Below are 23,574 nucleotides of genomic sequence, written 5' to 3'. Positions count from 1 at the left end.
CCGTGACCTCCACACCCGACCCGTCGGCGGTCTACAAGCCGCTTCCCGTCGTGCTCGTCGTCGACGACGACCCGGGCGTGCGCGAGTCGCTCGCCGAGATCCTCAAGTACGAGTGCGAGGTCCTCGAGGCCGAGGACGGCGCCGCGGGGCTCCAGATCCTCAAGTCGCGTCGGGTGGACGTGGTGCTCCTCGACGTGAGGCTGCCGGGCGAGAGCGGGCCCGCCGTCCTGCCGCGCATCCTCGCGCTCGACGACTCCATCCCCGTCATCCTCATGACGGCGGTGCCGGATGTCCGCACGGCGGTCGACTGCATCAAGGCCGGCGCCTACGAGTACCTCGTCAAGCCCTTCGACGTGGACGAGATCCTGCTGCTGGTCCGGCAGGCGGCCCAGCAGCGGGTGCTCGAGCGCGAGGTGTGCTACCTGCGGGCCGAGTTGGACCGGACCCTCGGTTTCGACGCCCTGGTCGGGCGGCATCCCTCGATGGTGCGGCTCTACGAGGCCATCGCCCAGGTCGCCCAGACCCACGCCACCGTGCTGATCACGGCCGAGAGCGGCACCGGCAAGGAGCTGGTGGCCCGCGCCATCCACCGGCAGAGCCCCCGCCGGGACCAGCCTTTCGTCGCCGTCAACCTGGCGGCCATCCCGGACACCCTGCTGGAGTCCGAGCTCTTCGGTCACGAGAAGGGGGCCTTCACCGGGGCGCACGCGCGCAAGCTGGGGCGGTTCGAGCTGGCCCACGGCGGCACGCTCTTCCTGGACGAGGTGGGAAGCCTGCGCGTGGAGCTGCAGGCCAAGCTCCTGCGGGCGCTCCAGGAGCGGGAGATCGAACGCCTCGGCGGCACCCGCACGATCCCGGTGGACGCACGGATCATCGCCGCCACCAACGTGGACCTCAGGCAGCGCATCCGGGCCCGCGAGTTCCGCGAGGACCTCTACTACCGGCTGAACGTGGTGCCGCTGTCCGTGCCACCGCTCCGGGAGCGGAAGGAGGACATCGGCGTCCTGGCCGACCACTTCGTCCGGAAGTACTCCCGGGAGTTCAAGAAGGACGTGCGCGGCATCTCGCGCGGGGCGCTGCCGGCCCTGCAGACCTACGACTGGCCCGGCAACGTACGAGAGCTGGAGAACGTGATCGAGCGGAGCGTGGCGCTGGCCTCGCGCCCCGTCATCCGGCTCGACGACCTGCCGCTGGACCTGGCGCTCCACGACGGGGCCGCCCGGGGCGCGGGAGAGGCCGCGGCCGCTGCGCTCACGCTCAAGGAGGCGCGCGATCGCTTCGAGCAGGCCTATATCCTGCGCGCGCTGGAGCGGGAGGGCTGGAACCAGAGCCGAGCCGCCCGCAGCCTGGGCGTGCACCGCAACACGCTCCTCGCCCGGCTCGCGGCCTGGGGCATCCGGCGCGACGACGACGCCGAGCCGCTCCAGGGCGCCGCCGGCGTCGGGTTCGCCGAATGACCTGGCGCGGGCTCGGGGTCCTGGTGGCGGGCATGGTCGCGGCCATGGCCGCACCCTGGGGGACGGCGGGGGCGGCGGAGCAGCCGCTCATCATCGCGCTCACGCCCTCGCGCGATCCGTCCGCCCTGCAGGAGGCCGGGGAGGCCTTCGCCAAGACGCTGACACGCCTCTCGGGGGTGCCCGTGCGCGCCCAGGTGGCCTCGGACTACGCGGGGGTGGTGGAGGCGCTCCGGAGCCGGCGCGTGGACCTCGCCTTCGTGCACCCGGTGGGCTACGTGCTGGCCAGCCGCGAGGCGGGCTGCCAGATCCTGGTGCGCGACATCTGGCAGGGGAAGGTGGCCTATACCGCCAGGTTCTACGTGCGGAAGAGCGCCGGCCTCAAGCGCCTCGAGGAGCTGCGGGGCAAGACGGTGGCCTTCGTGGACCCGGCCTCGAGCTCCGGCTTCATCTACCCCATGGTGCTGCTCGTCAAGAAGGGGCTCGTCAAGGACCGCGACCCGAAGTCCTTCTTCAAGGAGGCGCTGTTCGCGGGGACCCACGAGGCGGCGCTGCGCTCGCTGCTCACGGGGCGGGTCGATGCGGCCGTCTCCTTCGACAAGGCGCCGGAGCTGCACCTGAAGGACCCCGCCCTCATCGCCCAGCTCGCGTTCGTGGCCGAGACGCCGGAGATCCCCGAAGCCGGGATCTGCGCGCGCCCCGGGCTGCCGCCGGAGGCCGTGGCCCGGATCAGGCGCGCGCTCCTGGCCATCAAGGGCCCCGAGCACGCGGCGCTGCTGAAGCAGCTCTACGACATCGACGGTTTCACCGAGGCTGCCGACCAGGACTACGAGCCGGTGCGCGATGCCATGACGCTCATGGGGCTGGGCCGGCCGAAGTGACCGCGAAGGCGTAGAAGGTTCCCCACAGCCGCGCCAGGTCCCGCCAGCGCACTCCGGTCCCCGGCTCCACGTGGCCCACGGCGCCGACGATGGTCACGCGCGCCGGGCGGCCCGAGAGCCTGGCCGCGCGCGCGAGCCGCAGCGTCTCCGAGTAAGGCACCGCCGGATCCTCCGTGCCGTGGACGAGGAAGAGCGGCGCGCGGATGCGGCCCACGCTCGCTTCCGGCGAGAGCGCGGCGAGCAGGCGCTGCGAGGCGGGAGGCAGCGCCGCGAGGAGGGCATCCACCCGCGCCGGGTCGCGGTTCGCCACGAGCCGCCGCCCCGCCTCGTCCATCAGCTCCCCGTTCGCGGCCGCGAACTGAGCGATGGCCGCCTCGTCGGGCGCCCCCCGCCCGCGCGCGGCCCCGAAGGCGTAGCCGCCCGTGAGCGTGTAGCGGAGCAGCTCCCGGGCCGAGGCGTAGCCGCCGAGGGCGAGGACGGCCGAGAGCGCGGGCGCGCGGGCGGGATCACCCGCGGCCAGGAGTGCTGGACCTGCGCCGACGCTGACCGCCATGAGGGCGACCGATGGCGCGCCCTCACGGCGCAGGGCCCGCGCCGCCGCCGTCACGGCATCGGCATCGTCGGGCCGGAGGCGCAAGCGCGTGAGGCCGGCCACCGTGGGCACCGCCACGGCCCAGCCGGCCCGGGCCAGGAGCGCCGCCGCCCCGCGGAGCCGGTCGTCGTCCTTGCCCGCGGCGGCAAGGCCGTGCACGAGCACCAGCCCGGGGGGCCGGGAGAGGCGCCGGGGGGTGAACAGGTCGACGGGCACCGGGCGACCGCCGGCCGCGGCCGGGAGGGCGCGGACCACCGGGGGGCGCGTCACGGCGCTGAGGAGGGGCCAGCCCCCGTCGGAGAGGAACTCGACGAGGAAGAGCGTCGCGGTGGCGAGGCGGCAGCCACCGAGCAGCGTGGGGGCGGCGAGGAGGAGCGCGAGGAGCAGCAGCGCGATCCGCGCCACGACGGCAGGTCGCGAGGGGCTCAGCCTATTTCCGGTTCACGCACTTGATGAGGCGCCAGCCGTTGAAGAGGTTGACCTTGGTGGAGATGTCCGGGATGAGCCCCACCCGCTGGAGGAGCGGTTCGAGCGGAAGGTTGGACTTCCAGCCGAGACGCGTGCAGACCGGAGCCACGAGATCCTCCAGCCGTCCCATCACGGGACGCTCGCTCCGGAAGTGGTTCAGGACGACGATGTTGCCCTCGGGCTTGACCACGCGGCGCATCTCGCGCAGCACGGCCACCGGGTCCGGCACCGCGCTGATGGTGTACGTCGCCACGGCCGAGTCGAACTCGTCGTCGGCGAACTCCATGACGGTGGCGTCCATGGCCCGCAGCGTGACGTTGGTGGCGCCCAGCTCCTCGACCTTCTCGTGCGCCTTGCGGAGCATCTCCTCGGAGAGGTCGATGCCGGTGAGCCGGCACCGCGGGGAATAGAGGGGCAGGTTCAGCCCGGTGCCGATGCCGACCTCGAGCACGTGCTGGCCCGGGCGCACGTCGAGGAGCCGGATGGCGGCTTCGCGGCCCGGGTGGAAGATCCAGTCGAATACGAAGTCGTAGGCGGGGGCATACAGCTTGTACGCCCGCTTGACCTGCCTCTTCTCCAGAGCGCCGTCCACGCCTGACGCCCTCCTCGCTTCCGCTCTCACCGCTGTCCGGGGAGGCTGCGGTCCGGCGGGTGAACAATTAGCACATCGGCCGTGGCGTTGCCAAGTGCTTTGTTGCGCCGCGCGACTAAAGGAGGAACCGGATGAGGAGAGTCGCCAGGCCCAGGAACGAGAAGAAGCCGCAGACGTCCGTGAAGGTCGTGATGATGACGCTCGAGGCGATGGCCGGGTCGATGCGGAACACCTTGAGGGCCAGCGGGATCGTCACGCCCACCGCCGCCGCCACGAGCATGTTGATGACCAGCGCCGCGCCGATGATGAGGGCCAGCAGCGCCTGCCCCTTCCAGAGGTAGGCGATGACCCCCATGACCACCGCGTTCGCCAGCCCCGTGGCAAGCCCCAGCAGGAGCTCCTTCCGGAGGACCCGCCACAGGTGGGCGGCTGTCATGTCGCCCAGCGCGAGCCCCCGCACGACGACCGTGGCCGTCTGGGTGGTGCCGATGCCCCCCATGGAGGCCACGATGGGCATGAAGATCGCGAGCGTGGCGAGCGACTGGATGGACCCCTCGAAGAGGCCGATGACGGAGGCCGCCAGGATCGCCGTGCCGAGGTTGATGAACCGCCACAGCAGCCGCTTGCCGAATACCGCCCGGACGGGGTCGAAGACCGTCTCGTCGCCGGCCGCCCCCCCCAGCCGCTGGATGTCCTCGGTGGCCTCCTCGCGGATGACGTCGATGACGTCGTCCACGGTGATCACGCCGAGGAGCCGGTGGTCGCGGTCCACCACGGGGACGGCCACGATGTCGTACTTGGCCACGAGCCGGGCGACCTCCTCCTGGTCCATCTCGGGCGTGACGCTCAGCACCTCGCCCTGGCAGAGGAGCCCCACTGGCGTGGCCGGGTCGGTCGTGATGAGGCGACGGAGGGGCAGGGCGCCCACCAGGTGCTCGTGGTCGTCGACCACGTAGAGGTAGTGGGCCGACTCCGCCGTGGGCGCTTGCCGCACGTGCTCGATGGCCTGTCCCACCGTGTCGCCGTCGTGGACGGCAAGGACGTCGGGGGACATGATGCGGCCGGCGGTCTTCTCGCCGTGCTCGAGGAGTTCCTGGACCTCCTCCGACTGCTCCTCCTTCATGAGGTCCAGGACCTTCTCCGCCTGCTCCTCGGGCAGTTCATCCAGGACCTGGGCGGCGTCGTCCGGCTGCATGCGGTCGAGGATGCCCGAGATCTCCAGCTCATCGAGGGCCCGGACCAGCTCCAGCAGCGGCTGATCGTCCAGCTCGGCCAGCACGCCGCCCGCCTGCTCGCGGTTCACCAGCCGGAAGAGTGTGACCTGGTCCGGGACGGGGAGGTCCCGGAGCGCCGCGGCGACGTCGGCGGCGTGGGATTCCTTGAGGATCTGCGCCAGCCGCTCGTGGCGGCCAGCCTCCAGGAGGTCCCGGATGGTCTCGCTCAGCCGCTCGGTGGATTCCACGGGTCGATGCCTACCGAGACATCGGGCCGGTCTCGGGGCGCCCACCGGCCGCGGCGAGCTGGGCGGCCCGGCTCTCGAGGTGGCGCACCCTGAGCCTGAGCTTGACGTACGGCACTGCGCCCGCCACCGCCACGAGGAGCATCCCGGTGACGAGGGAGAGCAGGATGACCATCGCCAACGGGATGCCCTCGATGCGCCAGACCAGGAAGCGGACCACGACGGGATCCAGGTTCTGCAGCGCGAAGGCGGCGATGCCCCCTCCGACCAGCGCCACGAGGACATAGGCGATGACCATGCTCACCTCCTGCCCGTCCGGCCGAGGGTACGGAGGACCCGGTGGACGATCTGCTCCGGGCAGCCCTGCCCGGCGCCGGCCTCCTCGCCCCCGGTCAGGCTGGCGAGAGGGGCCACCGCCTTGGCCATGGTCCGGTGGCCGCCGGCCGGGCCGAGGTCACCGAACGCCGCCCGCGCCACCTCTCCCGCGCTCTTCACGTAGCCCACGTTGCGGATGGAGATGTGGACCTGGTCCCCGACGACGCCGGAGACCACCGACCACTCCACCCCTTCGGCCTGGAGCCCGAAGTCCGCGAGCTGCGGGATCAGCTCGGCCATGGTGACGGTGCCCAGATGGGAGAAGAACACCCCGCCCAGGACGCGGCGGCGGGCCAGCCCGTGCGCCAGCACATCCAGTGCCGCGTCCGACAGCTCGGGCCGTTCGATCCGTCGGAGCGCGCTGTGATTCGCCAGGAGGTACAGGTACGCGAAGGCCTCGAGATCCGCCCGCGAGCCGCCGCGCTCGAGCCCCAGCGTATCCGACTTGATCCCGTACAGGAGCGCGGTGGCCAGCCGCTGGGTCACCTTCACGTCGGCGGCCCGCAGGTACTCCACCAGGATCGTGGAGGTGGCGCCGTAGGACGGGCGCACGTCGCGGATGCGCGCCTTGATCGGACGCTCCACCGGGTGGTGGTCGATGACGAGGTCCACACCGTGGAAGCGCTCCTCGAGGAAGGAGGGCTGCACGTCGACCATCGCCACGCGGTCGAACTGATCCAGCGCCTGGGCGCTGATCTCCTCCACCGCGATGTCGAGGATCTTGCACATGGTCAGGTTCTCGGGACGCGTGATGCTGCCGAAGGTGCAGAGGTGCGCCGAGGTGCGGGTGCGGCCCAGGAGGGTCTTGAGGGCCAGCGCCGAGGCGATGGCGTCCGGGTCCGGATCGTCCTGCATCAGGATGAGGACCCGCTCGGCGCCCTCGAAGTGCCGCCGGATGCGCTCCACCCGCGTGCGGCTGAGAGCCCGCTCCACCGCCGGCCGGATCACCTGCTCCCCGAAGGCGGCCAGCGGCACGGCGGTAGCCCCGGGCAGCGGCCGGGCCTCGCCGGTCACTGCCAGGACCGGGACATCCCCGAGGGCTTCCCGCAGGGCCCTCAGCACCTGGGGGAGACGGCCGGGCGGGGCCCCCACGACGGCGGGGCCCCGGCTGCCCCTCAGGGCCCGCCGGAGGAAGGCGGTGTCGCCCAGGTTTCCGACCGTGGCGGCCGTTCCGCGCCGGGCGAGCTGGGCGCGAAGCGCGCGCCTGGCGACCAGGTAGACCGCGGAGTCGCCCGGCAGGGCGGCATGACCCGCCAGGGGCTCGAGAAGGTGGTCGGGACAGAGAAGCACGTACCGCATCGGGGTCACAGGAAAAGGAATGTCACCACGAGAGAGAGGGGGCCGAGGACGCCCAGGCTGTACGCCATGTAGCCGAAGAACGAGGGCATCCGGACCTTGGCCTCCTCGGCGACGGACTTGACCATGAAGTTGGGCGCATTGCCGATATAGGAGTTGGCCCCCATGAACACGCATCCCACGCTGATGGCGGCCAGGACGGCATGGGTGACCCCCACGACCTCGTCGGCGAGGTGGAGCCCCTGGGCCAGCGAGAGGAACGTCAGATAGGTCGGCGCGTTGTCCAGGAACGACGAGAGGGCGCCGCTGACCCAGAAGAACTGCCAGGGCTCCCGCACCCCGAGCTCGCCCCCGCGCAGGCGGAGCAGCTCCAGCGCCGGGATCATGGTGAGGAAGATCCCGAAGAACAGGACCGCCACCTCCACGATGGGGTAGCTCGTGAAGCCGTTGGCGCGGTGGACCTCCCGCGGCGTCCGCCACAGCGAGAGGCCGGCGAGGGCCACCATCGCGACCTCGCGCCACGGGGAGTGGAGGAAGGCCACCGACAGCACCACGCCGGCCAGCGGCAGCGCGTTGAGCCCGCCCCGGACGCGCAGCGGCTGGATCTCGGCGCGGTCCCGCTTCAGGGCGGGCAGCGACTCGCGCGCGTGCTGGATCGAGTCCCAGATGAAGTAGGTCAGCAGCAGGGCTCCGACAGCGATGAGCCAGGGAAGCCAGAGCCGGAACGTCCACGTGAACGGGACTCCGCGCAGGTAGCCCAGGAAGAGCGGGGGATCGCCGAGGGGCGTGAGCAGGCCGCCGATGTTGGAGACGAGGAAGATGAAGAAGATCACGGTGTGCCTGACCCGCTTCCGCTCCCGGTTGGTCTGGAGCAGGGGCCGGATCAGCACCATCGAGGCGCCCGTGGTCCCGATGAACGACGCCAGCACTGCCCCCGTCGCGAGGAAGGCCGTGTTGGTGAGCGGGGTCGCCTCGAGGTCTCCCCGCAGCAGCATGCCTCCCGTGATCACGTAGAGGCTCGCGAGCAGCATCAGGAAGGACACGTACTCCTCGGCCGTGGCCACCAGCGCATGAGGCTCCCGCGTCAGGTACAGGACGAGCACGGGGGCGCCGAGGGCACAGGACAGGAGGAACTTGTTCCGGTTGTGCTCCCACCAGTGGGGCACCCAGAGCGGACAGATGGCGATGGCCAGGAGCATGCCGGCGAAGGGCAGGACCCACGCGAGGGGCAGCGCCGCGGCTGTCATGGAGCGCCGGGGGCCCCGCGCCGGGGCCGTGTGGTGGAGTACGCAGCTGTCATCGAGAGCACCTCCGGGCCCCCGGGGTCATGCCCCGAGGGATGTCCAGATTGCGAGGGCGAAGGCCAGCGCCGTGAGGGCCACGACCGCGGCGGCCGCGAGGGCGTGCATTCCCCGCTCCACGCGCCCGTCGCCGTGGCCGAGGGCGAGGGCCGCCAGGTAGCCGCCGACGAAGCCTCCCGCATGGGCGAAGTTGTTCACCCCGGGCATGAGGAAGCCCATGATGAAGAGGATCACGGCCCACTGCCAGTACTGGCGGAACACCGCCATCCCGAAGAGGCCCCCGCGGCTCCGGCCGTAGGCCGCCATGGCGCCGAGCAGCCCGAACACCGCTCCCGAGGCGCCGATGGTCGTGCCCACGCCGGCCCAGTTGGAGAGCACGAAGCCGAGCACCCCGCCCCCCGTGAAGATCAGGACGAGGCGGGAGCGCCCGTACACTTCCTCGACGGCCGGGGCTAGCTGGTGGATCCAGAGCAGGTTGAAGGCGATGTGCAGCAGGCTGCCGTGCAGGTACGCGGCCGTGAGCAGTGTCCACCAGTGCCCCAGCTGCCAGGGGTAGGCCCCCGTCATGCCCAGCGCCAGGAGCGCCGCCCCGCTCGGCGACAGGAGATCGAAGAGGCCCCGGGGACGCAGGGCGGCGGCCGGATCCAGCAGGATCGCGGCGGCATACGCCGCGACGCAGACCACGGTGACGATGCGAGCGAAGTCCAGCCGGCCGGCGAGCCGCCCGAGCCAGGGGCCGAATCCCCAGAGCCCGGGGTTCCTCCTGCCGCAGTAGAAGCACACGGCCGCGTCGACCCGGTTGAGCTTGCCGCAGGCGTAGCAGAGGCTGGAACCCGATCTCTGGCGCAGCATGGGCGTGCCGCCGGGCGTTCAGGCTCCGAACTTCGTGAGCCGGAGGGCGTTGGCCATCACAAGCGGCATGAGATCCTGCGCGGGCAGGAGCCCCAGGGTCCCGGCCGCACAGGCCCGTTCGGTGAAGTGCCTGACAGGGTCGGCGCCGCAGTACTCGCTCCAGATGAGCGTCGGCACCGGCTGCCAGCCGTGCCCCTTGAGAATGGAAGGGGTCGCGTGATCCCCGGAGACCACGAGCACGTCGGGCCCGAGCGCGAGGATGTCGGGCAGGCGCGCGTCGAAGCGCTCCAGCGCCGCGACCTTGGCGTCGAAGTCGCCGTCCTCGCCGGCCTTGTCCGTGTCCTTGTAGTGCAGGAAGAAGAAGTCGTGAGCGCTCCAGTGCTCCCGTAGCGTGGCGACCTCGTCGGCGAGGGTGCTCCCCGTCGCGAGCACCTCCATCCCCACGAGGCGCGCCAGTCCCCGGTACATGGGGTAGGCGGCGACGGCGGCCGCCCTGAGGCCGAAGACCTCGGGGAAGCGGGGCAGCGCGGGCTGGCTGTCGAAGCCCCGCAGCAGCAGCATGTTCGCCGGAGCCGCGTCCGCCAGGAGCGGGCGCGCGGCCGCCACGAAGCGGTTCACGAGGGCGGCGGTCTTCTCGGCCTCGGGCCCGAGCGCGCGGGCCTCGAGCGCCGGGACGCCGAGCCCCTGCGGGTCGGTCTCGGAGAGCCGGCCGGAGAGGCCCGGTCCCCGCAGCACGAGGACGAAGCGGTGTTCCTTGACCGGCTCCACCAGCACCTCGACGCCCTTCAGACGGATCTGGCGTAGCCGCTCCACGAGGCGCGCGCACACCTCGGTCTGGATCCGTCCGGCGCGGCGGTCGGTGATGCGGCCCCCGCCATCGACGCTGCAGAAGTTTCCCCGCGCCGCGACGTCGCCCGGGCGCAGCGCGAAGTCGATGCCGAGCGCCTCGAGCACGCCGCGGCCCACGGGATAGCGCAGCGGATCGTAGCCGAAGAGCCCGAGGTGCCCGGGCCCGCTGCCGGGCGTGATGCCCGGGCCCACGTGGCGGATCAGCCCGCAGGCCGAGCGCGCCGCCAGCGCGTGGAGGTTCGGGAGGCGCGCGGACGCCAGCTCGCTCTGGGTGGTCCCGGGGCGGGGCAGGCCGCCCAGGCCGTCCAGCGAGCACAGCACGATCTTCGTGGAGTGACCCACCACGAGCGTTCGCAGCAGGTCGAGGTCCATGGCGCGCCCCGGCTCAGGCGTCCTTCACCGGGTTCTCGAGGACGCCGAGCCCGGTGATCTCGAGCCGCACCGTGTCGCCGGGCGCGAGCACGATGGGCGGCTTGCGCGAGAAGCCGACCCCGGCGGGAGTGCCCGTGGCGATGAGGTCTCCCGGGTCCAGCGTCATGATGCTCGACAGGTACTCGATGAGGTAGCCGACGTCGAAGATGAAGTTCCGCGTGGTCCCGTCCTGCATGAGGGTGCCGTTGACCCAGGTCTTGAGCTCGAGCACGTTCGGGTCGGGGATCTCGGCGCGGTCCGCGATGTACGGGCCCACCGGCGCCAGCGTGTCGGCGATCTTGCCCGAGGCCCACTGGCTCGTGTGGAACTGGAAGTCGCGCGCGCTCGCGTCGTTGACGATGGTGTAGCCGTAGACGTGCTCGAGGGCCTGCGCCCGCGGCACGTGTCGGGCGGTGCGCCCGATGACGACGCCCAGCTCCACCTCCCAGTCGAGCCTGGTCTCGCCGCGCGGCCTCAGGATGGGCTCACCCGGGTCGAGGATGGCGTTGGCCCACTTGGGGAAGATCGGCGGCTGCTTGGGCAGGGGGTTGCCCCCCTCGGCGGCGTGGTCCCTGTAGTTGAGGCCGATGCAGATGAACTTGCCGGGGTCCGCGATGGGCGCATGGAGGCGGACCGAGCCGGCCGGGTGGGACACCGGGTCGAAGCGTCCCGCCTGCGTCGCGTCGATCATCTGCGCGAGCATCTCCTGGGTGGCCACGCCGCCCTCGAGGAAGCCGCGCGTGCTCTGCGGGAACAGCGCCGCGGCGATGGCCCCGGCGCGGACCACGCCCTTGTCGGCGAGGTAGGCGGCGCAGCTCGCGGCCAGGTCCGCGACGCGCTCCGGGCCCATGAAGCACCCGAGGCGGGGGGCACGACCATTCTGGGAGAAGCGCACGAGCTTCATGGGCGCACGACCTGCTTCACGATCCGGCGGAACTCCCTGTCGTCGAGGAGGCCCTTCTTCTGCAGGGAGGCGGTCTTGACCCGCGCGAGGATGTCGTTGACCTGGTCCTCGGTGGCCTTGACGCGGATCCGCTCCAGGTGCATCCGGATGGAATCCAGGCCGCTGTTCTTTCCCAGCACCACGCGCGGCATCCGCTGTCCCACCAGCTTCGGGTGGAACGGGAACACTTCCAGGAAGTGCTCCTTGCCCGCGTTCCTGTACCAGCTGGCGATGATCCCGGACTCGATGTCGAAGAGCATGTCCCCCACGATCTGCCGGTTCGAGGGCATCGCGAGCCCGGCAATCTTGCGCACGTACCGCGACAGCTTGGTGAGGCGCTCGGTCTTGATGCCCGTGTCGACCCCGTACATGGTGAGCAGCGCCAGGAGTGTGTCCTCGGTGGGCGCATTCCCCGCGCGCTCCCCGATGCCGGAGATGGTGGAGTGGATCATCTCCGCGCCCTCCGCCACTGCGATCAGCGTGTTGGCCACGCCCATGCCGAAGTCCATGTGGAAGTGGGTCTCCAGGGGCTTCTTGATCCGCTCGCGGGTGTGGCGCACGAAGTAGCGGACGGCGTGCGGCGACAGCACGCCGAAGGTGTCCACCAGGGCGAGGGCGTCCATGTGCCCCTGGGTGGCCACCTGCTCGATGATCTTCAGGTACCAGCTCATCTCGGCCCGGGAGGCGTCGATCGGGAAGAACACCACGTAGAGGCCCTGCGACTTGGCGTACTGTGTGGCCTCGATGCTGGTCTCGATCGCGTGATCGAGTGTCCACTTGTAGGCGTACTGGATGATGTGCTCGCTGGAAGGGACCTCCATCACAATGCCCTTCACGCCGGTGTCCACCGACCGCTTCACGTCCTCCTTCATGCAGCGGGAGAAGGCGAAGATCTCGGCGGGCAGCTTCCGCTTCACCATCTCCTTGATGGCTCGCGCATCCGCCGGGGAGACGGCCGGCATGCCGGCCTCGATCCGGTGCACCCCCGCCTCGGCGAGCATCGTGGCGAGGCGGACCTTCTCGGCCGGGGTGAACTCCACGCCGGCCTGCTGCTCGCCGTCCCGCAGGCACACGTCGTGGAACTTCACCCGCTTCGGGAACTGCGTCCCCTGCATCACCTCGTGGTCGAAGTTCCAGGGGCTCACGAACCACCGATCCGTCTGCCAGGGAGTCAGGTTGGTCGCCATGCCCGTTCCTCCTTATGGAAAGCGCTCGGCCCCGAGCCTCACGCCCGCTCGTCGTCTCGCTTCCTCGTGGACCGCCCCGTCGGTCCCGGCGCGCTCCTCGACCCGCCAGAGGATCTGCCCAAAGAGGCTCCGCGTCAAGCGCTTCCCCGCGCCAGCGCCGCGGATGGGCCTTTTTCAGCGGCCTCCTACTCGATGTCGAGGGTGTGGGTGACCTGATCGCTCACCGGGGCCTCGATGCGCACGGCCACGACCCAGCGACCCTTCATCTCGAGCTCGAGGGCGCCCCGGTACATCCCCGGTTCCGCCACCGGAGCGGCCCGGACGCCGGGGACGCTGTGGGCCAGCGGCATGCTGGGCATGTCGGCGGAGAGCGTCACGGCGGCGCCCGGGACGGGCGCCCCGGTGGCGCGGTCCGTGATCCTGAGCATGCAGACCTGCCGCAGGGCGTGCCCTTCCGGGGCGCAGGAGACGGAGACGGCCACGGACTGGGGCGGCGGCGGGGCGCAGCCAGTTGCCAGCATTGCCAGGACGAGGAGCCTTGCCCTCACGGGGCCCGCCTCCCCCCGAGATAGGCCTCCAGCACCCGCGGGTCGGTGTGCAGGCCTCCCGACGGGCCGTCGAAGATCTTCTCGCCCAGGTGGAGCACGGCGACCCGCTTGCAGAGCCGACCGATGACGCCGAGCTTGTGCTCGACGAGGATGACGGCGCGGCCGGGCGCGGCAGCGCGCTGGAGGAGCGTGACCATCGCCTCGGTCTCGGTGGCATTGAGCCCGCCGCAGGGCTCGTCGAGCAGGAGGAGATGGGGCTCGCCCGCCAGGGCGCGTGCCAGCTCGAGCCGGCCCGCCTCGGCGGGGCCCAGCGCAGCGGCCAGCTCGTGCCGCCGCCTGTCGAGGCCCGTGGCCGCGAGCCAGGGCCCCGGGTCCACGCTGCGCCCGGCCCGCACGTTCTCCTCCACGGTCATGCGTGTGAAGATGCGCGGGGACTGGAAGGTGCGGGCCACGCCCAGCCGGGCCACGGCATCGGGGGGGAGGGCCGTGAGCTCGACGCCGTCGAGATGGATCCGCCCCGCCTCGGGCCGCACGAGTCCACCGATGGCGTCCAGGAGGGTGGTCTTGCCGGCGCCATTGGGCCCCACGAGGCCGAGGAGGACCGGGGCGTCGAGCGAGAGCCCGACGCCGCTCAGGGCGGCGGTGGCGCCGAAGCGGACGCTGAGGCCTTCCACGGCGAGGGTCACCGTCGCCTTCTCCGGAGCCAGCCCGCGAACCGGTGCACGGTGACCTCGTCGAGCAGGCCCCGCGGTCTCAGCGCGAGGAAGCCCATGAGGAGCCCGCCGAAGATGATCATCCTGTAGCCGGAGAGGAAGCGGAAGGACTCGAGCAGGCCCACGTCCATGGCCACGCCGAGGATGGGGCCCAGGGGGGTGCCGAGGCCGCCGATGAGCCCGTAGGCGAGGCTGTGGACTCCCAGCATCACGTCGGCATGGCCGGGCTCGACGTAGGTGGCGTAGTGGGCAAAGAGCGCCCCGCCGAGGCCCGCCAGCGCTCCGGCCGCCGCCAGCGTCCAGGCGATCCCCCGGCGCACCGGGACGCCCACCACCGCGGCGGCGCTCTCGTCCTCGCCGATCATGCGGAGCGCCTCGCCCCACCGGGAGCGAATCACCCAGGCCAGCGCCAGCGCCGTGGCGGCCAGGAGCCCCCAGATGGCGGCCGTGTACGCTCCCAGGGAGAGCCCGCTCAGGAAGAGCGCCCGGATGCCGCGGAAGCCGTCGGGGCCCGCGGGCCCCACCAGGTCGCCTCCCAGCGGGACCTGGAAGCGGAGGCCCAGCAGGGCCACGCGGACCAGCTCGCCCCAGGCGAGGCTTCCCGCCGCGAAGCCGAGCCCCCGTGCGCCTGCCATGGGTGCGGCCAGGAGCGCGCCGCCCAGCGCCCCGGCCGCGGCACCGATGGCCACCCCGGCCGGCATCGGCATCCCGCAGACGGCGGTGGCGAGGCCGCCGGCATACGCGCCGATCACGAAGAAGGCCTGCTGGCCGAAGGAGATCCTGCCGACCAGGAGGAGGACGTACGCCGAGAGCGCGACGAAGGCCTCGATCCCGATCCGCGCGAGGAGCGAGACGGCGTAGTCGCTCAGAGGGTCTCCTCCGCGACGGATCGAACGCCCGGCCTTCCGGCCACCGGGACCCGGGCGACACGGCTCCGCCACGCCACCACGAGGAAGAGCAGCGCGGAGGTGGCGAGATCGCGCCACTGGCCGCCGAGGAGGGCCAGGGTCTCCGTCTCGGCGACGCCCAGCACGAGGCCTCCCAGCACAGCGCCGGGGAGCGAGCCCGCCCCGCCGAGGAGCATCGCGGTCAGTCCCTTCACGGTGGCCCAGAGGCCGAAGTAGGGCGTGACCTGCTGCTGGCTGCCCGCGATGAGCGCGCCCGCCGCGCCTCCCACTGCGGAGGCCACGACGAAGGCCGCGGTGCCGACGGCCCGCACGTTGACACCCATGAGGGCCGCCCCCTCTGCCGAGTCCGCCACGGCGCGCATGGCACGACCCAGCCGGGTGCGGCGGAGCAGGGCGAACAGGGCCAGCATGATGGCCATGGCCCCGCTCCACATGACGAGGCCGTCGGCCCGGAGGAGCAGGGGGCCCGCCTCGACGGTGGGCAGCCACGCCGGCCCGGGATAGGGCAGGGTCCGGCTCACCGAGAGGAGCGAGACCGCCTCCTGCAGCTGCATCCACACCGCAAAGGTGGCGATCATCGAGGAGACGGCCGGCTGGGCCGCCAGCGGCCGGAGCGCGCAGCGCTCGACGTAGAAGCCGGCCGCGATGGCGCCGGTCACCGTCAGCGCCAGGACGCCCGCGCGCGAGCCCGAGGCGAGGTGCCAGTGGCTGCCGGCGTAGATCCCCACGAGGATGATGGCGCCGAAGGCGAGGTTGACGCGGCGGAGCACGCCGAAGACGAGCGTGAAGCCGAGGCCCAGGAGAGAGTAGGTCGCGCCCAGCATGACCCCGTCCACCAGCGCCTGGAGCGCGGTCAGGAGCCCCGCGACCACCGGCGGACTATCTCCCCGTGATGCCGAGGTAGGCCCGGCTCACCGCTGCGTCGGCCGCCACCTCGGCGGCGGTCCCGGACAGCGCGATGCGCCCCTGCTCGAGGAGGTAGGCGCGGTGGGCGATGCCGAGCGCCATGCGCGCGTTCTGCTCCACCAGGAGGACCGTGATGCCCTCCCGGTTGAGCCGTTCGACGATCTCGAAGATCTGCTCGACGATCATTGGCGCCAGCCCCAGCGAGGGCTCGTCCATCATGAGCAGGCGCGGGCGCGCCATGAGCGCGCGGGCCACCGCCAGCATCTGCTGCTCGCCGCCGGACAGCGTCCCGGCCGGCTGCTGGGCGCGCGCGGCGAGGATGGGGAAGCGGGCGAACATGCTCTCGACATCCACCCCCACCGCGGCACGCTCGCGCCGGAGCCGGCCGTAGGCGCCGGCGACCAGGTTGTCGCGGACGGTCATGTGCGGAAAGACCAGGCGATTCTCGGGCACCAGCGAGATCCCGCGGGTCACGACGCGGTCGGCCGACAGCCCGGCGAGCTCGCGCCCCTCGAAAGTGATGGAGCCACTGCGGGGGCGGAGGATGCCGGCGATGGTGTAGAGCAGCGTCGTCTTGCCCGCGCCGTTGGGACCGAGGATGCACGTGATCTCGCCCGGCGCCACCCTGAGGCTCACGCCCTTGAGCGCCCGGATCATGCCGTAGGAGGTGACGACGTCTCGGGTCTGGAGCACGGCTCAGCCCGTCCGTCCCGTGCCGAGGTAGGCCTCGCGCACCCGTCCGTCGTCCTGGACCACGGCCGGCGTGCCCTCGGCGATCTTCTCGCCGAAGTTGAGCACCGCCACGCGGTCCGCCACCGCCATGACCAGCTCCATGTGGTGCTCGATGAGGACCACCGTCGTGCCGCGCCGTCTCAGCCCCAGGATCCGCTCCCGCAGGTCGTCGATCTCGGCGGCGTTCATCCCCGCGGCGGGCTCGTCGAGCAGGAGGAGATCCGGCTCCGCCGCCAGGGCGCGCGCCAGCTCGAGCCGGCGCTGCTCGCCGAAGGCGAGGTTGCGCGCCAGCTCGTCGCGCCTGTCGCCGAGCCGGCAGAAGTCCAGCGTGGCCTCGATCTGCCTCATGCGGGAGCGATCCACGCCCAGCCAGCGGCGGAGGAGCCCGCCGGCGCGCTGCGCGTGGGCGTTCTGAGCCACCCACAGGTTCTGCCACACGGTCAGGTTGCCGAAGAGGCGGATGTTCTGGAAGGTCCGGGCGATGCCCGCGGCGACCACGCGATGTGGTGGCCACCCGGCGATGTCCCGGTCCCGCAACCGGATCCGCCCCTCGGTGGGCGCGAAGACGCCCGTGACCAGGTTGACCACCGTGCTCTTGCCCGAACCGTTGGGCCCGATGAGCCCGAGGATCTGCTGTGGCTCCACCCGAAGGTCCACGGCCTGGACCGCGCGGACGCCGCCGAAGTTCTTGCTCAGCCGCTCAAGGGCCAGCATGGGCGGGGCGCCGCGGGGCACGCAGGAGCCGGGCAGCCCGGCGGACGAGGCCGACGTCGACGATGCCGTGGGGGCGCAGGTTCATCATGAGGATGATCAGCGCGCCGAAGAGGAGGTTGCGCCAGTCGCCGAGGAAGCGCAGGCCGTCGATGAGGAGGGAGAAGAAGAGCACGCCCGCCACGGGGCCCAGGACGCTCCCGGTCCCGCCCACCAGCGGGTAGGCGATGGCGAAGGCGGCCAGCAGGGCGCCGAAGTCCTCCTGCGAGACATACGTGGCGTAGTGGGCGTAGAGCCCGCCTGCCAGGCCGGCCACGAGTCCGCCGGCGGTCATGGCGGCGACCTTCGCTCCGGTGAGGTTGATCCCGACGCTGGCCGCGGCCAGCTCGTCCTCGCCCACGGCGCGCAGGACGGCGCCCGCGCGCGAGCGGTCAATGGCCCAGAACGCCAGCAGCGCGGCGAGGACGAAGGCCCAGGTGAAGAGCAGGATGTGCCACGGGGCCCAGCCGTGCTGGTAGTAGTAGGTGATACCCCGGAACCCCTCGGCGCCCGCCGGCCCGATGGTGCGCTCCCCCACCCGGATCGTGTACTTGAGGTTGAGGAACGCCATGCGGACGATCTCGGTGAAGGCCAGGGTGGCGATGACGAGGAAGAGCCCTCGCACCCGCAGCGCCGGGAACCCCACCAGGAAGCCGAGCACGCCCCCCACCAGCCCCCCGAGCAGGATGGACGGCAGGAGCGGCCACCCCCACATGGCCGAGGCCGCGCCCGCCGCGTAGGCCCCCGCGGCGTAGAAGCCGGCCTGGGCCATGGAGATCTGGCCGGTCAGGATCACGACGTAGGCGCTGAGCCCCAGCAGGATGCGGAAGCCGAAGAGCGTGAGCAGGCTCTGGTAGAACTCCACGGCGCCCTCAGCCTCCCGCGCGCTGGCCGAGGAGGCCCCCCGGCCGGAAGACCAGGAAGGCGAAGAGCATCAAGTAGGTGATCATGTCCCGGTAGCCGATGCCGAAGAAGTAGAGCGCCTGGTACTCGACGACGCCGAGGAGGAGCCCCCCGACGATGGCGCCGGGGATGGAGCCGAGCCCCCCGAGCACCGCGGTGACGAGCCCCTTGACGGTGAGGGGGAGCGAGAGCAGCGGCGAGAGGTTTCCCACCGCCGAGCCGATGAGCGCCCCGGCCACGCCCCCGATCATGCCGGTCAGGACGAACACCGAGGCGTTCACGCGCCGGAGCGCGATGCCGCAGAGCTGGGCCGCCACCGGCTGCTGGGATACCGCGCGCGTGGCCAATCCCAGCCGCGTCCGGTACACGAGCAGCCAGAGGAGCCCCATGACCGCCAGCGCCACCAGGAACATGAAGCCCAGATCGCCGCGCAGGAGCCATGGCCCCACCTCCAGCATCGCGGTCCCCATGGGCGCCGGAAAGGCCATGGGGCGGCCGTGGGTGGCGTGGGAGACCACCTCGTCGATGAAGAAGAGCATGCCCATCGTCGCCATGAGCGGGGCGAGCGGATAGTCGCGGGGCATCCAGCGGAAGCACGTCACCTCCACCACGAGGCCGATGAGCCCGCTGGCGACGACGGCCGTGAGGAAGACGAGGACGAACGGGCCCCGGCTGAGGTGGAACACGCCCAGCGCCACGTAGGCGCCCCCCAGCGCGGTGACGCCGAAGGCCAGGTTGAGCTTGTCCATGACGCCGAAGATCATGGTGAAGCCGATCCCGACCAGCGCGTAGGACGAGCCGAAGAGGAAGCCGTTGAGGATCTGCTGGACGATGTCCAGGGCGAGGTCGGTCATGGAGGGGCGGCGGGGGGCGGCGCCGCGCCCCTCACCCGCGCGGGGAGGGGCGCGTGCGCCGCCGGCCGGGGTCTCGCTGCCTACCTGGGGTCGTGGAGGACGGCCCAGTCCGAGGTCTTCGCGACGGCGAAGACGTACGGTTTCTGGGACTCCCGGTCATCCAGCCGCTTCACCTTTCCGAGCAGCCCGTCGAACTCCTTGATCTTGGCGAGGCCATCGCGGATGCGGCGGCGGTCCTGGGCCACCGTGCCGGGCTTGGCCTCGACGCCGGAGGTCTCGATGACCCGCTTGAGGACCTGCAGGTTCTCGAACACCGCGGCCGAGTGGATGTCCACGTTGCCCTTGTATCGCTCGGTGACGACCTTGGCGACCCGCTTCGCCTCCGGCGTGACAGGCGCGAAGCCCGTGGGGATGATGAGCCCCTCGGCCTCGGGGCCGCAGCCCACCATGGTCTCCAGCGTCGCCGAGGAGGTGAGGCCCACGAGCACCTTCGGCTTGACCCCCTGGCGCTTCATCTCGCGCAGCGTGCCGCAGAGGGTGAAGGGGTGCGAGGAGATGGCGATCAGGTCGGGCTTCGATCGCCGCCACTTGCCCACCTGGGTCGAGAACTCGGTGTCGGTGAGGAGCCACTTCTCCCAGCCCAGCAGCTCGAGGCCCGCGGCCTTGGCGGCGGCCTCCATGGTGCCCGCGTTGGAGTTGGAGTGGGCGAAGTCGCTCTCCACGCCCCCCGCCATGGTCCTGACGTCGGGGTGCTTCTCCTTGAGCCACTTGAAGAGGTGGTTGTACATGGTGGGCTCGTGGGGCACGTTGCGGAAGGCCCACTCCGAGATCTTGGCCAGGCCGGGCTTGATCGCGGTGTCCGTGAAGATCGGGAACTGCAGCCCCGAGTCTCCCGCCGCCCCGACCTTCTGCTGGAGGATCCCGAAGAGTGGCTCCGCCACGTTGGAGCAGGTCGGACCGATGACCACCAGCCAGTCCTCGCTGGCGAGCTTGCGGACCACCGAGATGCCCTCCTCGGCGTTGCACCGCTCGTCGACGAACGTGGTGACGATCCGGGCCTTGCTGCCGTCGGCGAGCTTGATGCCTCCGGCCTTGTTGAGCTCGTCCACGGTCATGTCGAACACGGCCTTGGAGTTGATGCCGAAGCCGCGGATGACGCCGCTCATGGCGCCCAGGCCGGCGATCTTGACGGTGCGCTCCTGCCCCAGGGCCGGGGCGGCGGGGAACCACGCGAGAGCGGAGGCGAAGGCCGCGAGCACGAGGATGGACACCAGGTGTCTACGGGGATGCGTCATTGGGGCACCTCCCTGTCGGTGCGAGCATGCGCTGCCGGTCGGGCCCACGGGGCCGTCGCGGGGGGCTCGGGTCCCGGCCCGGTGGTGGCGGGATCATAGTCCAAAAGGTCCGCAGCGGCAACCGGGCATCTTGGCTGGCCCGAAACCGTTGAAAGCGCGGCATTTCCCCTGCTATAGTGGCTCCTGCGCGTGCCTGTCGGGCCCGACATGACCCGACCCACCGAGAGATCCCGGACGCCGAGGGGAGGAGCACCGATGACGGAACGGCAGGCCCAGGATTACTTCCAGTGGACGGCGGCCCTCTTCGACCGCGCCAGGATCTTCGACAAGCCCGAGGCCCTGCGCGGGATCCGGGTGCTCGAGCTGACGACGCTGGTCCTGGGCCCCACCACTGCCGACTTCCTGGGCGAGCTGGGCGCGGAGGTCGTCAAGGTGGAGCTGCCGCCTGGCGGCGACACCATGCGCTACGTGACCCCGGAGGCCATGTACTGGCAGAACGCCTCCATCGGCTTCTTCCCCGAGAACCACTCCAAGTACCACATCGGCATCGACCTGCACGCGGAGGAGGGCAAGGCGCTCTTCAGGCAGCTCGCCGCCAAGTCGGACATCCTGGTGGAGAACTTCCGCGCGGGGACGCTGGACAAGTGGGGGGTGGGCTACCGGCAGATGCGCGAGATCGACCCGCGGCTCATCTACGTCGCCGATTCGGGCTTCGGCCAGTGGGGCCCGTTCTCCCAGGGGCGCGCCTCCTACGACGCCGTGGCCCAGACCGTCTCCGGCATGATCGGCATCACGGGCTTCCCCGGGCGCCCCCCCATCCTCTGCGGCATGTTCATCGGCGACTGGTTCGGGGGGCTCATGGGCGCCACGGCGGCGCTGGCCGCCCTCCATCACCGGGACCGGACGGGCGAGGGGCAGTTCGTCGACTTCGCGCAGAGCGAGGGGCTCATCCGGACGCTGGACTGGACCTGGGTGCGACACGGTCTCACCGGGCAGGATCGGGGGCCGGCGGGCAACCGCGACGAGGCGCTGGTGCCGGCCGACATCTTCTCCACCCGCGACGGGTACGTGGCGGTGGCGGCGGCGCGTGATGCGGAGTTCAAGGGACTGTGCCAGGCCATGGGCGAGCCCGGCCTGGCGGCCGACCCGCGCTACGCCACGCTGCCCGAGCGGCAGAAGCCCGAGCACATGACGGCGCTGCTCGACCGCATCCGCGGCTGGGCGGGCAAGCTCGCCCGCGCCGAGGTGGAGGCCGCCGGGGCCCGGCACGGCTTCGCCGCCGTCCGTGTCGCCACTGCCCGGGACAAGTTCGAGGATGACCACCTGCGTGCCCGGGGCTCGGTCTGGGAGTACGAGGACCCGCTGTACGGCAAGCTGGTGGAGCAGGGGCCGGCGGCCAAGCTCTCGGAGACCCCGGCGCGGATCAAGTGGGCGGCCAAGCCGGTGGGCTGGCACAATCAGGACGTGCTGACCCGCCTGCTGGGGCTATCGCCGTCAGCCATCGCGGCGCTCCAGGAACGGAAGGTCATCGGACAGTGGGCCGACCGGAACGGCGCCCGGCCGCCCGCCGAGTGGACGGGAGGGCCCCGGATATGACCGACGCCGCCCGCGCCACGACGTGGCCCCAGTTCGCCAGGGAGATCACGGATCCCGCCCGCGCCCACGAGAAGCCTGAGGCCCTCGACGATCTCCGTGTCCTCGATTGCTCCAGCGGCAACTTCGCCGCCCTCTTCGCCTCGTCCATCCTGGCCGAGTTCGGCGCCGAGGTCATCCGCGTGGAGCCGCCGGCGGGCGACGTGGCGCGCCTCTTCTCTCCGGGCGGGGTGCAGCACCGCGGCACGGGGCTCGCCTACCTCGTGGAGGCGCGGAACAAGCGGCACATCACGCTCGATCTCCGCAGCGAGCAGGGGCGGCTCCTGCTGGCCCGCCTGGCGCGCCACATGGACATCGTGATCGAGAGCGAGCTGCCCGGCCAGATGGACACCTGGGGGGTCGGCTACCGCCAGCTCTCGGTCCTGAACCCCCGGCTGATCTACCTCGCCGTCTCCACCCACGGCCAGTTCGGCCCGCGCGCGGCCCGGGCGATGCCGGACTACGACATCACCGACCAGGCGATGTCGGGCGTGCCCTACGTGACCGGGGAAGCCGAGGGCTCGGGGCCCGCCGAGTCCTCGGTACCCACCCGGCAGGGCAACTGGGCGGCCTGGTACGTGGGAGGGGCCTTCGGGGTGCTGGCGGCGCTGGCGGCCCTGCACTGGCGCGTCGCGAGCGGTCGGGGGCAGCTCATCGACCTCGCCCCCGGGGAGGCCGAGATGCGCCTCTCCGACGTGGGCGTGCTCTGGTACCACGCCTACCAGCGCATCCACGAGCGAGTGGGAGACCTGCACATCCAGGTCTTCCCGTACACGCTCGTCAAGACCCGCGACTCCTACGCCTTCGTGGCGGGCTTCTCCGACATCAACTTCGCGGGCCTCACCAACATCATGGAGCGCCCCGACCTGAAGGAGCGCTTCGCCACCACCCGCGACCGGATCCTGAAGGCCCGGGAGCTCCACCAGGAGCTGGAGCGCTGGTCCGCCGACCTGACGGCGGACGAGATCCTGACCCGCTTCCAGGACTACATGACCCACAAGCGCGGCCCGGGGACCGTGGCCACGGCGCGGCTCAACCGGCCGCAGGACGTGCTCGGGGAGGCTCACTGGAGAGAGCGCGGCGTGCTCCGGACGGTGGAGGATCCCGACTACGGGGAGCTGCTCCTGCAGGCGCCGCCGTGGAAGCTGTCGCGGACGCCGCCCCGTATCAAGTGGGCCTGCCGGCCGGTGGGCGCGGACAACGAGCTCATCTACCTCAAGTACCTGGGCCTGGGCAAGGGCGACCTGCAGACCCTGCGCGCCGCTGGCGCGATCTAGGCGATGACGCCACTGGAGACAGGAGGCACGACCATGCACACTTGGCGCTATGCGAGGACGCTCCGCTGGATGGCCGCCGGGCTGGCCTTCGTCATTCTCCTGGCCGGGCCGTTTGCCTCGTGGCCCGCGCTGGCTCAGCAGGCGCCGGCCGGCGCCGAGCCCAGCGACGCCCAGAAGACGGGGGCCGCCCTGATGAACGTGTTTTACGTGCCGGGCAAGGCGATCATCTGCACCCTCGGCACCGCCGGCACCATCGGGCTCCTGGTGCTCACCTTCGGCAGCGCGTACCGCCGCGCGGCCGACGTCTTCGAGGAAGGCTGCGGCGGCGACTGGGTCATCACGGGGGAGCATGTCAGCGGGAAGATCCAGCGCAAGGGCGACCTCGACTAGTGCCGG

Annotated in this window: 24 protein-coding genes; 5 read left to right on the top strand and 19 right to left on the bottom strand. The window is 71.6% G+C overall.

What is annotated here, in order from left to right; all coding sequences use genetic code 11:
• Window positions 1-2 precede the first annotated feature (2 nt).
• Together HYV93_04320 and HYV93_04315 are read left to right on the top strand one after the other, a co-directional pair.
• Window positions 3-1,457 carry a sigma-54-dependent Fis family transcriptional regulator gene (locus tag HYV93_04320; protein MBI2525189.1) on the top strand — a complete coding sequence of 485 codons (1,455 nt, stop codon included), beginning with the start codon at window positions 3-5 and terminating at the stop codon, window positions 1,455-1,457.
• Window positions 1,454-2,335: a phosphate/phosphite/phosphonate ABC transporter substrate-binding protein gene (locus HYV93_04315; protein MBI2525188.1), complete on the top strand. Its 882-nt coding sequence runs from the start codon at window positions 1,454-1,456 to the stop codon at window positions 2,333-2,335. Before HYV93_04320 ends, HYV93_04315 begins: the two co-directional genes overlap by 4 nt.
• Here HYV93_04315 and HYV93_04310 read toward each other — a convergent pair.
• From HYV93_04310 to HYV93_04220, 19 genes are all read right to left on the bottom strand, one after another.
• Window positions 2,310-3,332: a prolyl oligopeptidase family serine peptidase gene (locus HYV93_04310; GenBank protein ID MBI2525187.1), complete on the bottom strand. Its 1,023-nt coding sequence runs from the start codon at window positions 3,330-3,332 to the stop codon at window positions 2,310-2,312. The genes HYV93_04315 and HYV93_04310 overlap by 26 nt on opposite strands.
• Window positions 3,333-3,357: 25 nt before the next feature.
• The gene (locus HYV93_04305) at window positions 3,358-3,987 is read right to left on the bottom strand and encodes a methyltransferase domain-containing protein (protein MBI2525186.1); all 630 of its coding nucleotides are present in this window, start codon (window positions 3,985-3,987) and stop codon (window positions 3,358-3,360) included.
• Between the two features lie 115 nt (window positions 3,988-4,102).
• Complete coding sequence (gene mgtE, locus HYV93_04300; GenBank protein MBI2525185.1) at window positions 4,103-5,449, bottom strand: magnesium transporter; 1,347 nt, start codon at window positions 5,447-5,449, stop codon at window positions 4,103-4,105.
• Window positions 5,450-5,459: 10 nt separating this feature from the next.
• On the bottom strand, window positions 5,460-5,744 hold the full coding sequence (locus tag HYV93_04295; GenBank protein MBI2525184.1) for a LapA family protein: 285 nt from the start codon (window positions 5,742-5,744) through the stop codon (window positions 5,460-5,462).
• A gap of 2 nt (window positions 5,745-5,746) precedes the next feature.
• Window positions 5,747-7,120: a bifunctional oligoribonuclease/PAP phosphatase NrnA gene (locus tag HYV93_04290; protein ID MBI2525183.1), complete on the bottom strand. Its 1,374-nt coding sequence runs from the start codon at window positions 7,118-7,120 to the stop codon at window positions 5,747-5,749.
• A gap of 5 nt (window positions 7,121-7,125) precedes the next feature.
• Complete coding sequence (locus HYV93_04285; GenBank protein ID MBI2525182.1) at window positions 7,126-8,364, bottom strand: sodium:proton antiporter; 1,239 nt, start codon at window positions 8,362-8,364, stop codon at window positions 7,126-7,128.
• A 78-nt stretch (window positions 8,365-8,442) separates the two neighbouring features.
• Complete coding sequence (locus HYV93_04280; GenBank protein MBI2525181.1) at window positions 8,443-9,270, bottom strand: rhomboid family intramembrane serine protease; 828 nt, start codon at window positions 9,268-9,270, stop codon at window positions 8,443-8,445.
• Window positions 9,271-9,288: 18 nt separating this feature from the next.
• Window positions 9,289-10,491: a 2,3-bisphosphoglycerate-independent phosphoglycerate mutase gene (locus tag HYV93_04275; protein MBI2525180.1), complete on the bottom strand. Its 1,203-nt coding sequence runs from the start codon at window positions 10,489-10,491 to the stop codon at window positions 9,289-9,291.
• Window positions 10,492-10,504: 13 nt separating this feature from the next.
• Window positions 10,505-11,434, bottom strand: coding sequence for a fumarylacetoacetate hydrolase family protein (locus HYV93_04270; GenBank protein MBI2525179.1), 930 nt, complete (start codon window positions 11,432-11,434; stop codon window positions 10,505-10,507).
• The gene (locus HYV93_04265; protein ID MBI2525178.1) at window positions 11,431-12,660 is read right to left on the bottom strand and encodes a pyruvate carboxyltransferase; all 1,230 of its coding nucleotides are present in this window, start codon (window positions 12,658-12,660) and stop codon (window positions 11,431-11,433) included. The genes HYV93_04270 and HYV93_04265 overlap by 4 nt, the downstream gene beginning before the upstream one ends.
• A 185-nt stretch (window positions 12,661-12,845) precedes the next feature.
• Complete coding sequence (locus HYV93_04260; GenBank protein MBI2525177.1) at window positions 12,846-13,208, bottom strand: FixH family protein; 363 nt, start codon at window positions 13,206-13,208, stop codon at window positions 12,846-12,848.
• Window positions 13,205-13,894, bottom strand: a complete 690-nt coding sequence (locus HYV93_04255; GenBank protein MBI2525176.1) for an ATP-binding cassette domain-containing protein — start codon at window positions 13,892-13,894, stop codon at window positions 13,205-13,207. The genes HYV93_04260 and HYV93_04255 overlap by 4 nt, the downstream gene beginning before the upstream one ends.
• On the bottom strand, window positions 13,891-14,862 hold the full coding sequence (locus HYV93_04250; protein ID MBI2525175.1) for a branched-chain amino acid ABC transporter permease: 972 nt from the start codon (window positions 14,860-14,862) through the stop codon (window positions 13,891-13,893). Before HYV93_04250 ends, HYV93_04255 begins: the two co-directional genes overlap by 4 nt.
• A complete protein-coding gene (locus tag HYV93_04245) occupies window positions 14,787-15,701 on the bottom strand; it encodes a branched-chain amino acid ABC transporter permease (GenBank protein MBI2525174.1) in 915 nt (304 codons plus the stop codon). The genes HYV93_04250 and HYV93_04245 overlap by 76 nt, the downstream gene beginning before the upstream one ends.
• A gap of 7 nt (window positions 15,702-15,708) precedes the next feature.
• Window positions 15,709-16,392, bottom strand: coding sequence for an ABC transporter ATP-binding protein (locus HYV93_04240; GenBank protein ID MBI2525173.1), 684 nt, complete (start codon window positions 16,390-16,392; stop codon window positions 15,709-15,711).
• Between the two features lie 39 nt (window positions 16,393-16,431).
• Complete coding sequence (locus tag HYV93_04235; protein ID MBI2525172.1) at window positions 16,432-17,181, bottom strand: ABC transporter ATP-binding protein; 750 nt, start codon at window positions 17,179-17,181, stop codon at window positions 16,432-16,434.
• Window positions 17,168-18,082 carry a branched-chain amino acid ABC transporter permease gene (locus HYV93_04230; GenBank protein MBI2525171.1) on the bottom strand — a complete coding sequence of 305 codons (915 nt, stop codon included), beginning with the start codon at window positions 18,080-18,082 and terminating at the stop codon, window positions 17,168-17,170. The genes HYV93_04235 and HYV93_04230 overlap by 14 nt, the downstream gene beginning before the upstream one ends.
• Window positions 18,083-18,089: 7 nt before the next feature.
• Window positions 18,090-18,974, bottom strand: coding sequence for a branched-chain amino acid ABC transporter permease (locus HYV93_04225; GenBank protein MBI2525170.1), 885 nt, complete (start codon window positions 18,972-18,974; stop codon window positions 18,090-18,092).
• Window positions 18,975-19,054: 80 nt separating this feature from the next.
• Entirely contained in the window at window positions 19,055-20,269 is a 1,215-nt protein-coding gene (locus HYV93_04220; protein MBI2525169.1) for an ABC transporter substrate-binding protein, read from the bottom strand.
• Window positions 20,270-20,524: 255 nt separating this feature from the next.
• Here HYV93_04220 and HYV93_04215 point away from each other — a divergent pair, with 255 nt between their 5' ends.
• From HYV93_04215 to HYV93_04205, 3 genes are read left to right on the top strand one after another with little or no spacing between them, the layout of a single operon-like run.
• Window positions 20,525-21,865, top strand: a complete 1,341-nt coding sequence (locus HYV93_04215) for a CoA transferase (protein ID MBI2525168.1) — start codon at window positions 20,525-20,527, stop codon at window positions 21,863-21,865.
• Entirely contained in the window at window positions 21,862-23,178 is a 1,317-nt protein-coding gene (locus HYV93_04210) for a CoA transferase (GenBank protein ID MBI2525167.1), read from the top strand. Before HYV93_04215 ends, HYV93_04210 begins: the two co-directional genes overlap by 4 nt.
• A 33-nt stretch (window positions 23,179-23,211) precedes the next feature.
• Entirely contained in the window at window positions 23,212-23,568 is a 357-nt protein-coding gene (locus HYV93_04205; protein ID MBI2525166.1) for a hypothetical protein, read from the top strand.
• Window positions 23,569-23,574 lie beyond the last annotated feature (6 nt).

It is taken from the genome of Candidatus Rokuibacteriota bacterium (genome assembly GCA_016188005.1).
Lineage (GTDB): Bacteria > Methylomirabilota > Methylomirabilia > Rokubacteriales > CSP1-6 > UBA12499.
This window is presented reverse-complemented; position numbering and strand designations above follow the sequence as displayed.

Bases quoted from the DNA above. Each gene is read 5' to 3' on its own strand.
- HYV93_04315 (MBI2525188.1), top strand. From the start codon at position 1,454: ATGACCTGGCGCGGGCTCGGGGTCCTGGTGGCGGGCATGGTCGCGGCC.
- HYV93_04295 (MBI2525184.1), bottom strand. From the start codon at position 5,744: ATGGTCATCGCCTATGTCCTCGTGGCGCTGGTCGGAGGGGGCATCGCC.
- HYV93_04290 (MBI2525183.1), bottom strand. From the start codon at position 7,120: ATGCGGTACGTGCTTCTCTGTCCCGACCACCTTCTCGAGCCCCTGGCG.
- HYV93_04285 (MBI2525182.1), bottom strand. From the start codon at position 8,364: ATGACAGCCGCGGCGCTGCCCCTCGCGTGGGTCCTGCCCTTCGCCGGC.
- HYV93_04280 (MBI2525181.1), bottom strand. From the start codon at position 9,270: ATGCTGCGCCAGAGATCGGGTTCCAGCCTCTGCTACGCCTGCGGCAAG.
- HYV93_04275 (MBI2525180.1), bottom strand. From the start codon at position 10,491: ATGGACCTCGACCTGCTGCGAACGCTCGTGGTGGGTCACTCCACGAAG.
- HYV93_04270 (MBI2525179.1), bottom strand. From the start codon at position 11,434: ATGAAGCTCGTGCGCTTCTCCCAGAATGGTCGTGCCCCCCGCCTCGGG.
- HYV93_04265 (MBI2525178.1), bottom strand. From the start codon at position 12,660: ATGGCGACCAACCTGACTCCCTGGCAGACGGATCGGTGGTTCGTGAGC.
- HYV93_04240 (MBI2525173.1), bottom strand. From the start codon at position 16,392: ATGATCCGGGCGCTCAAGGGCGTGAGCCTCAGGGTGGCGCCGGGCGAG.
- HYV93_04235 (MBI2525172.1), bottom strand. From the start codon at position 17,181: ATGCTGGCCCTTGAGCGGCTGAGCAAGAACTTCGGCGGCGTCCGCGCG.
- HYV93_04225 (MBI2525170.1), bottom strand. From the start codon at position 18,974: ATGACCGACCTCGCCCTGGACATCGTCCAGCAGATCCTCAACGGCTTC.
- HYV93_04220 (MBI2525169.1), bottom strand. From the start codon at position 20,269: ATGACGCATCCCCGTAGACACCTGGTGTCCATCCTCGTGCTCGCGGCC.
- HYV93_04215 (MBI2525168.1), top strand. From the start codon at position 20,525: ATGACGGAACGGCAGGCCCAGGATTACTTCCAGTGGACGGCGGCCCTC.
- HYV93_04210 (MBI2525167.1), top strand. From the start codon at position 21,862: ATGACCGACGCCGCCCGCGCCACGACGTGGCCCCAGTTCGCCAGGGAG.
- HYV93_04205 (MBI2525166.1), top strand. From the start codon at position 23,212: ATGCACACTTGGCGCTATGCGAGGACGCTCCGCTGGATGGCCGCCGGG.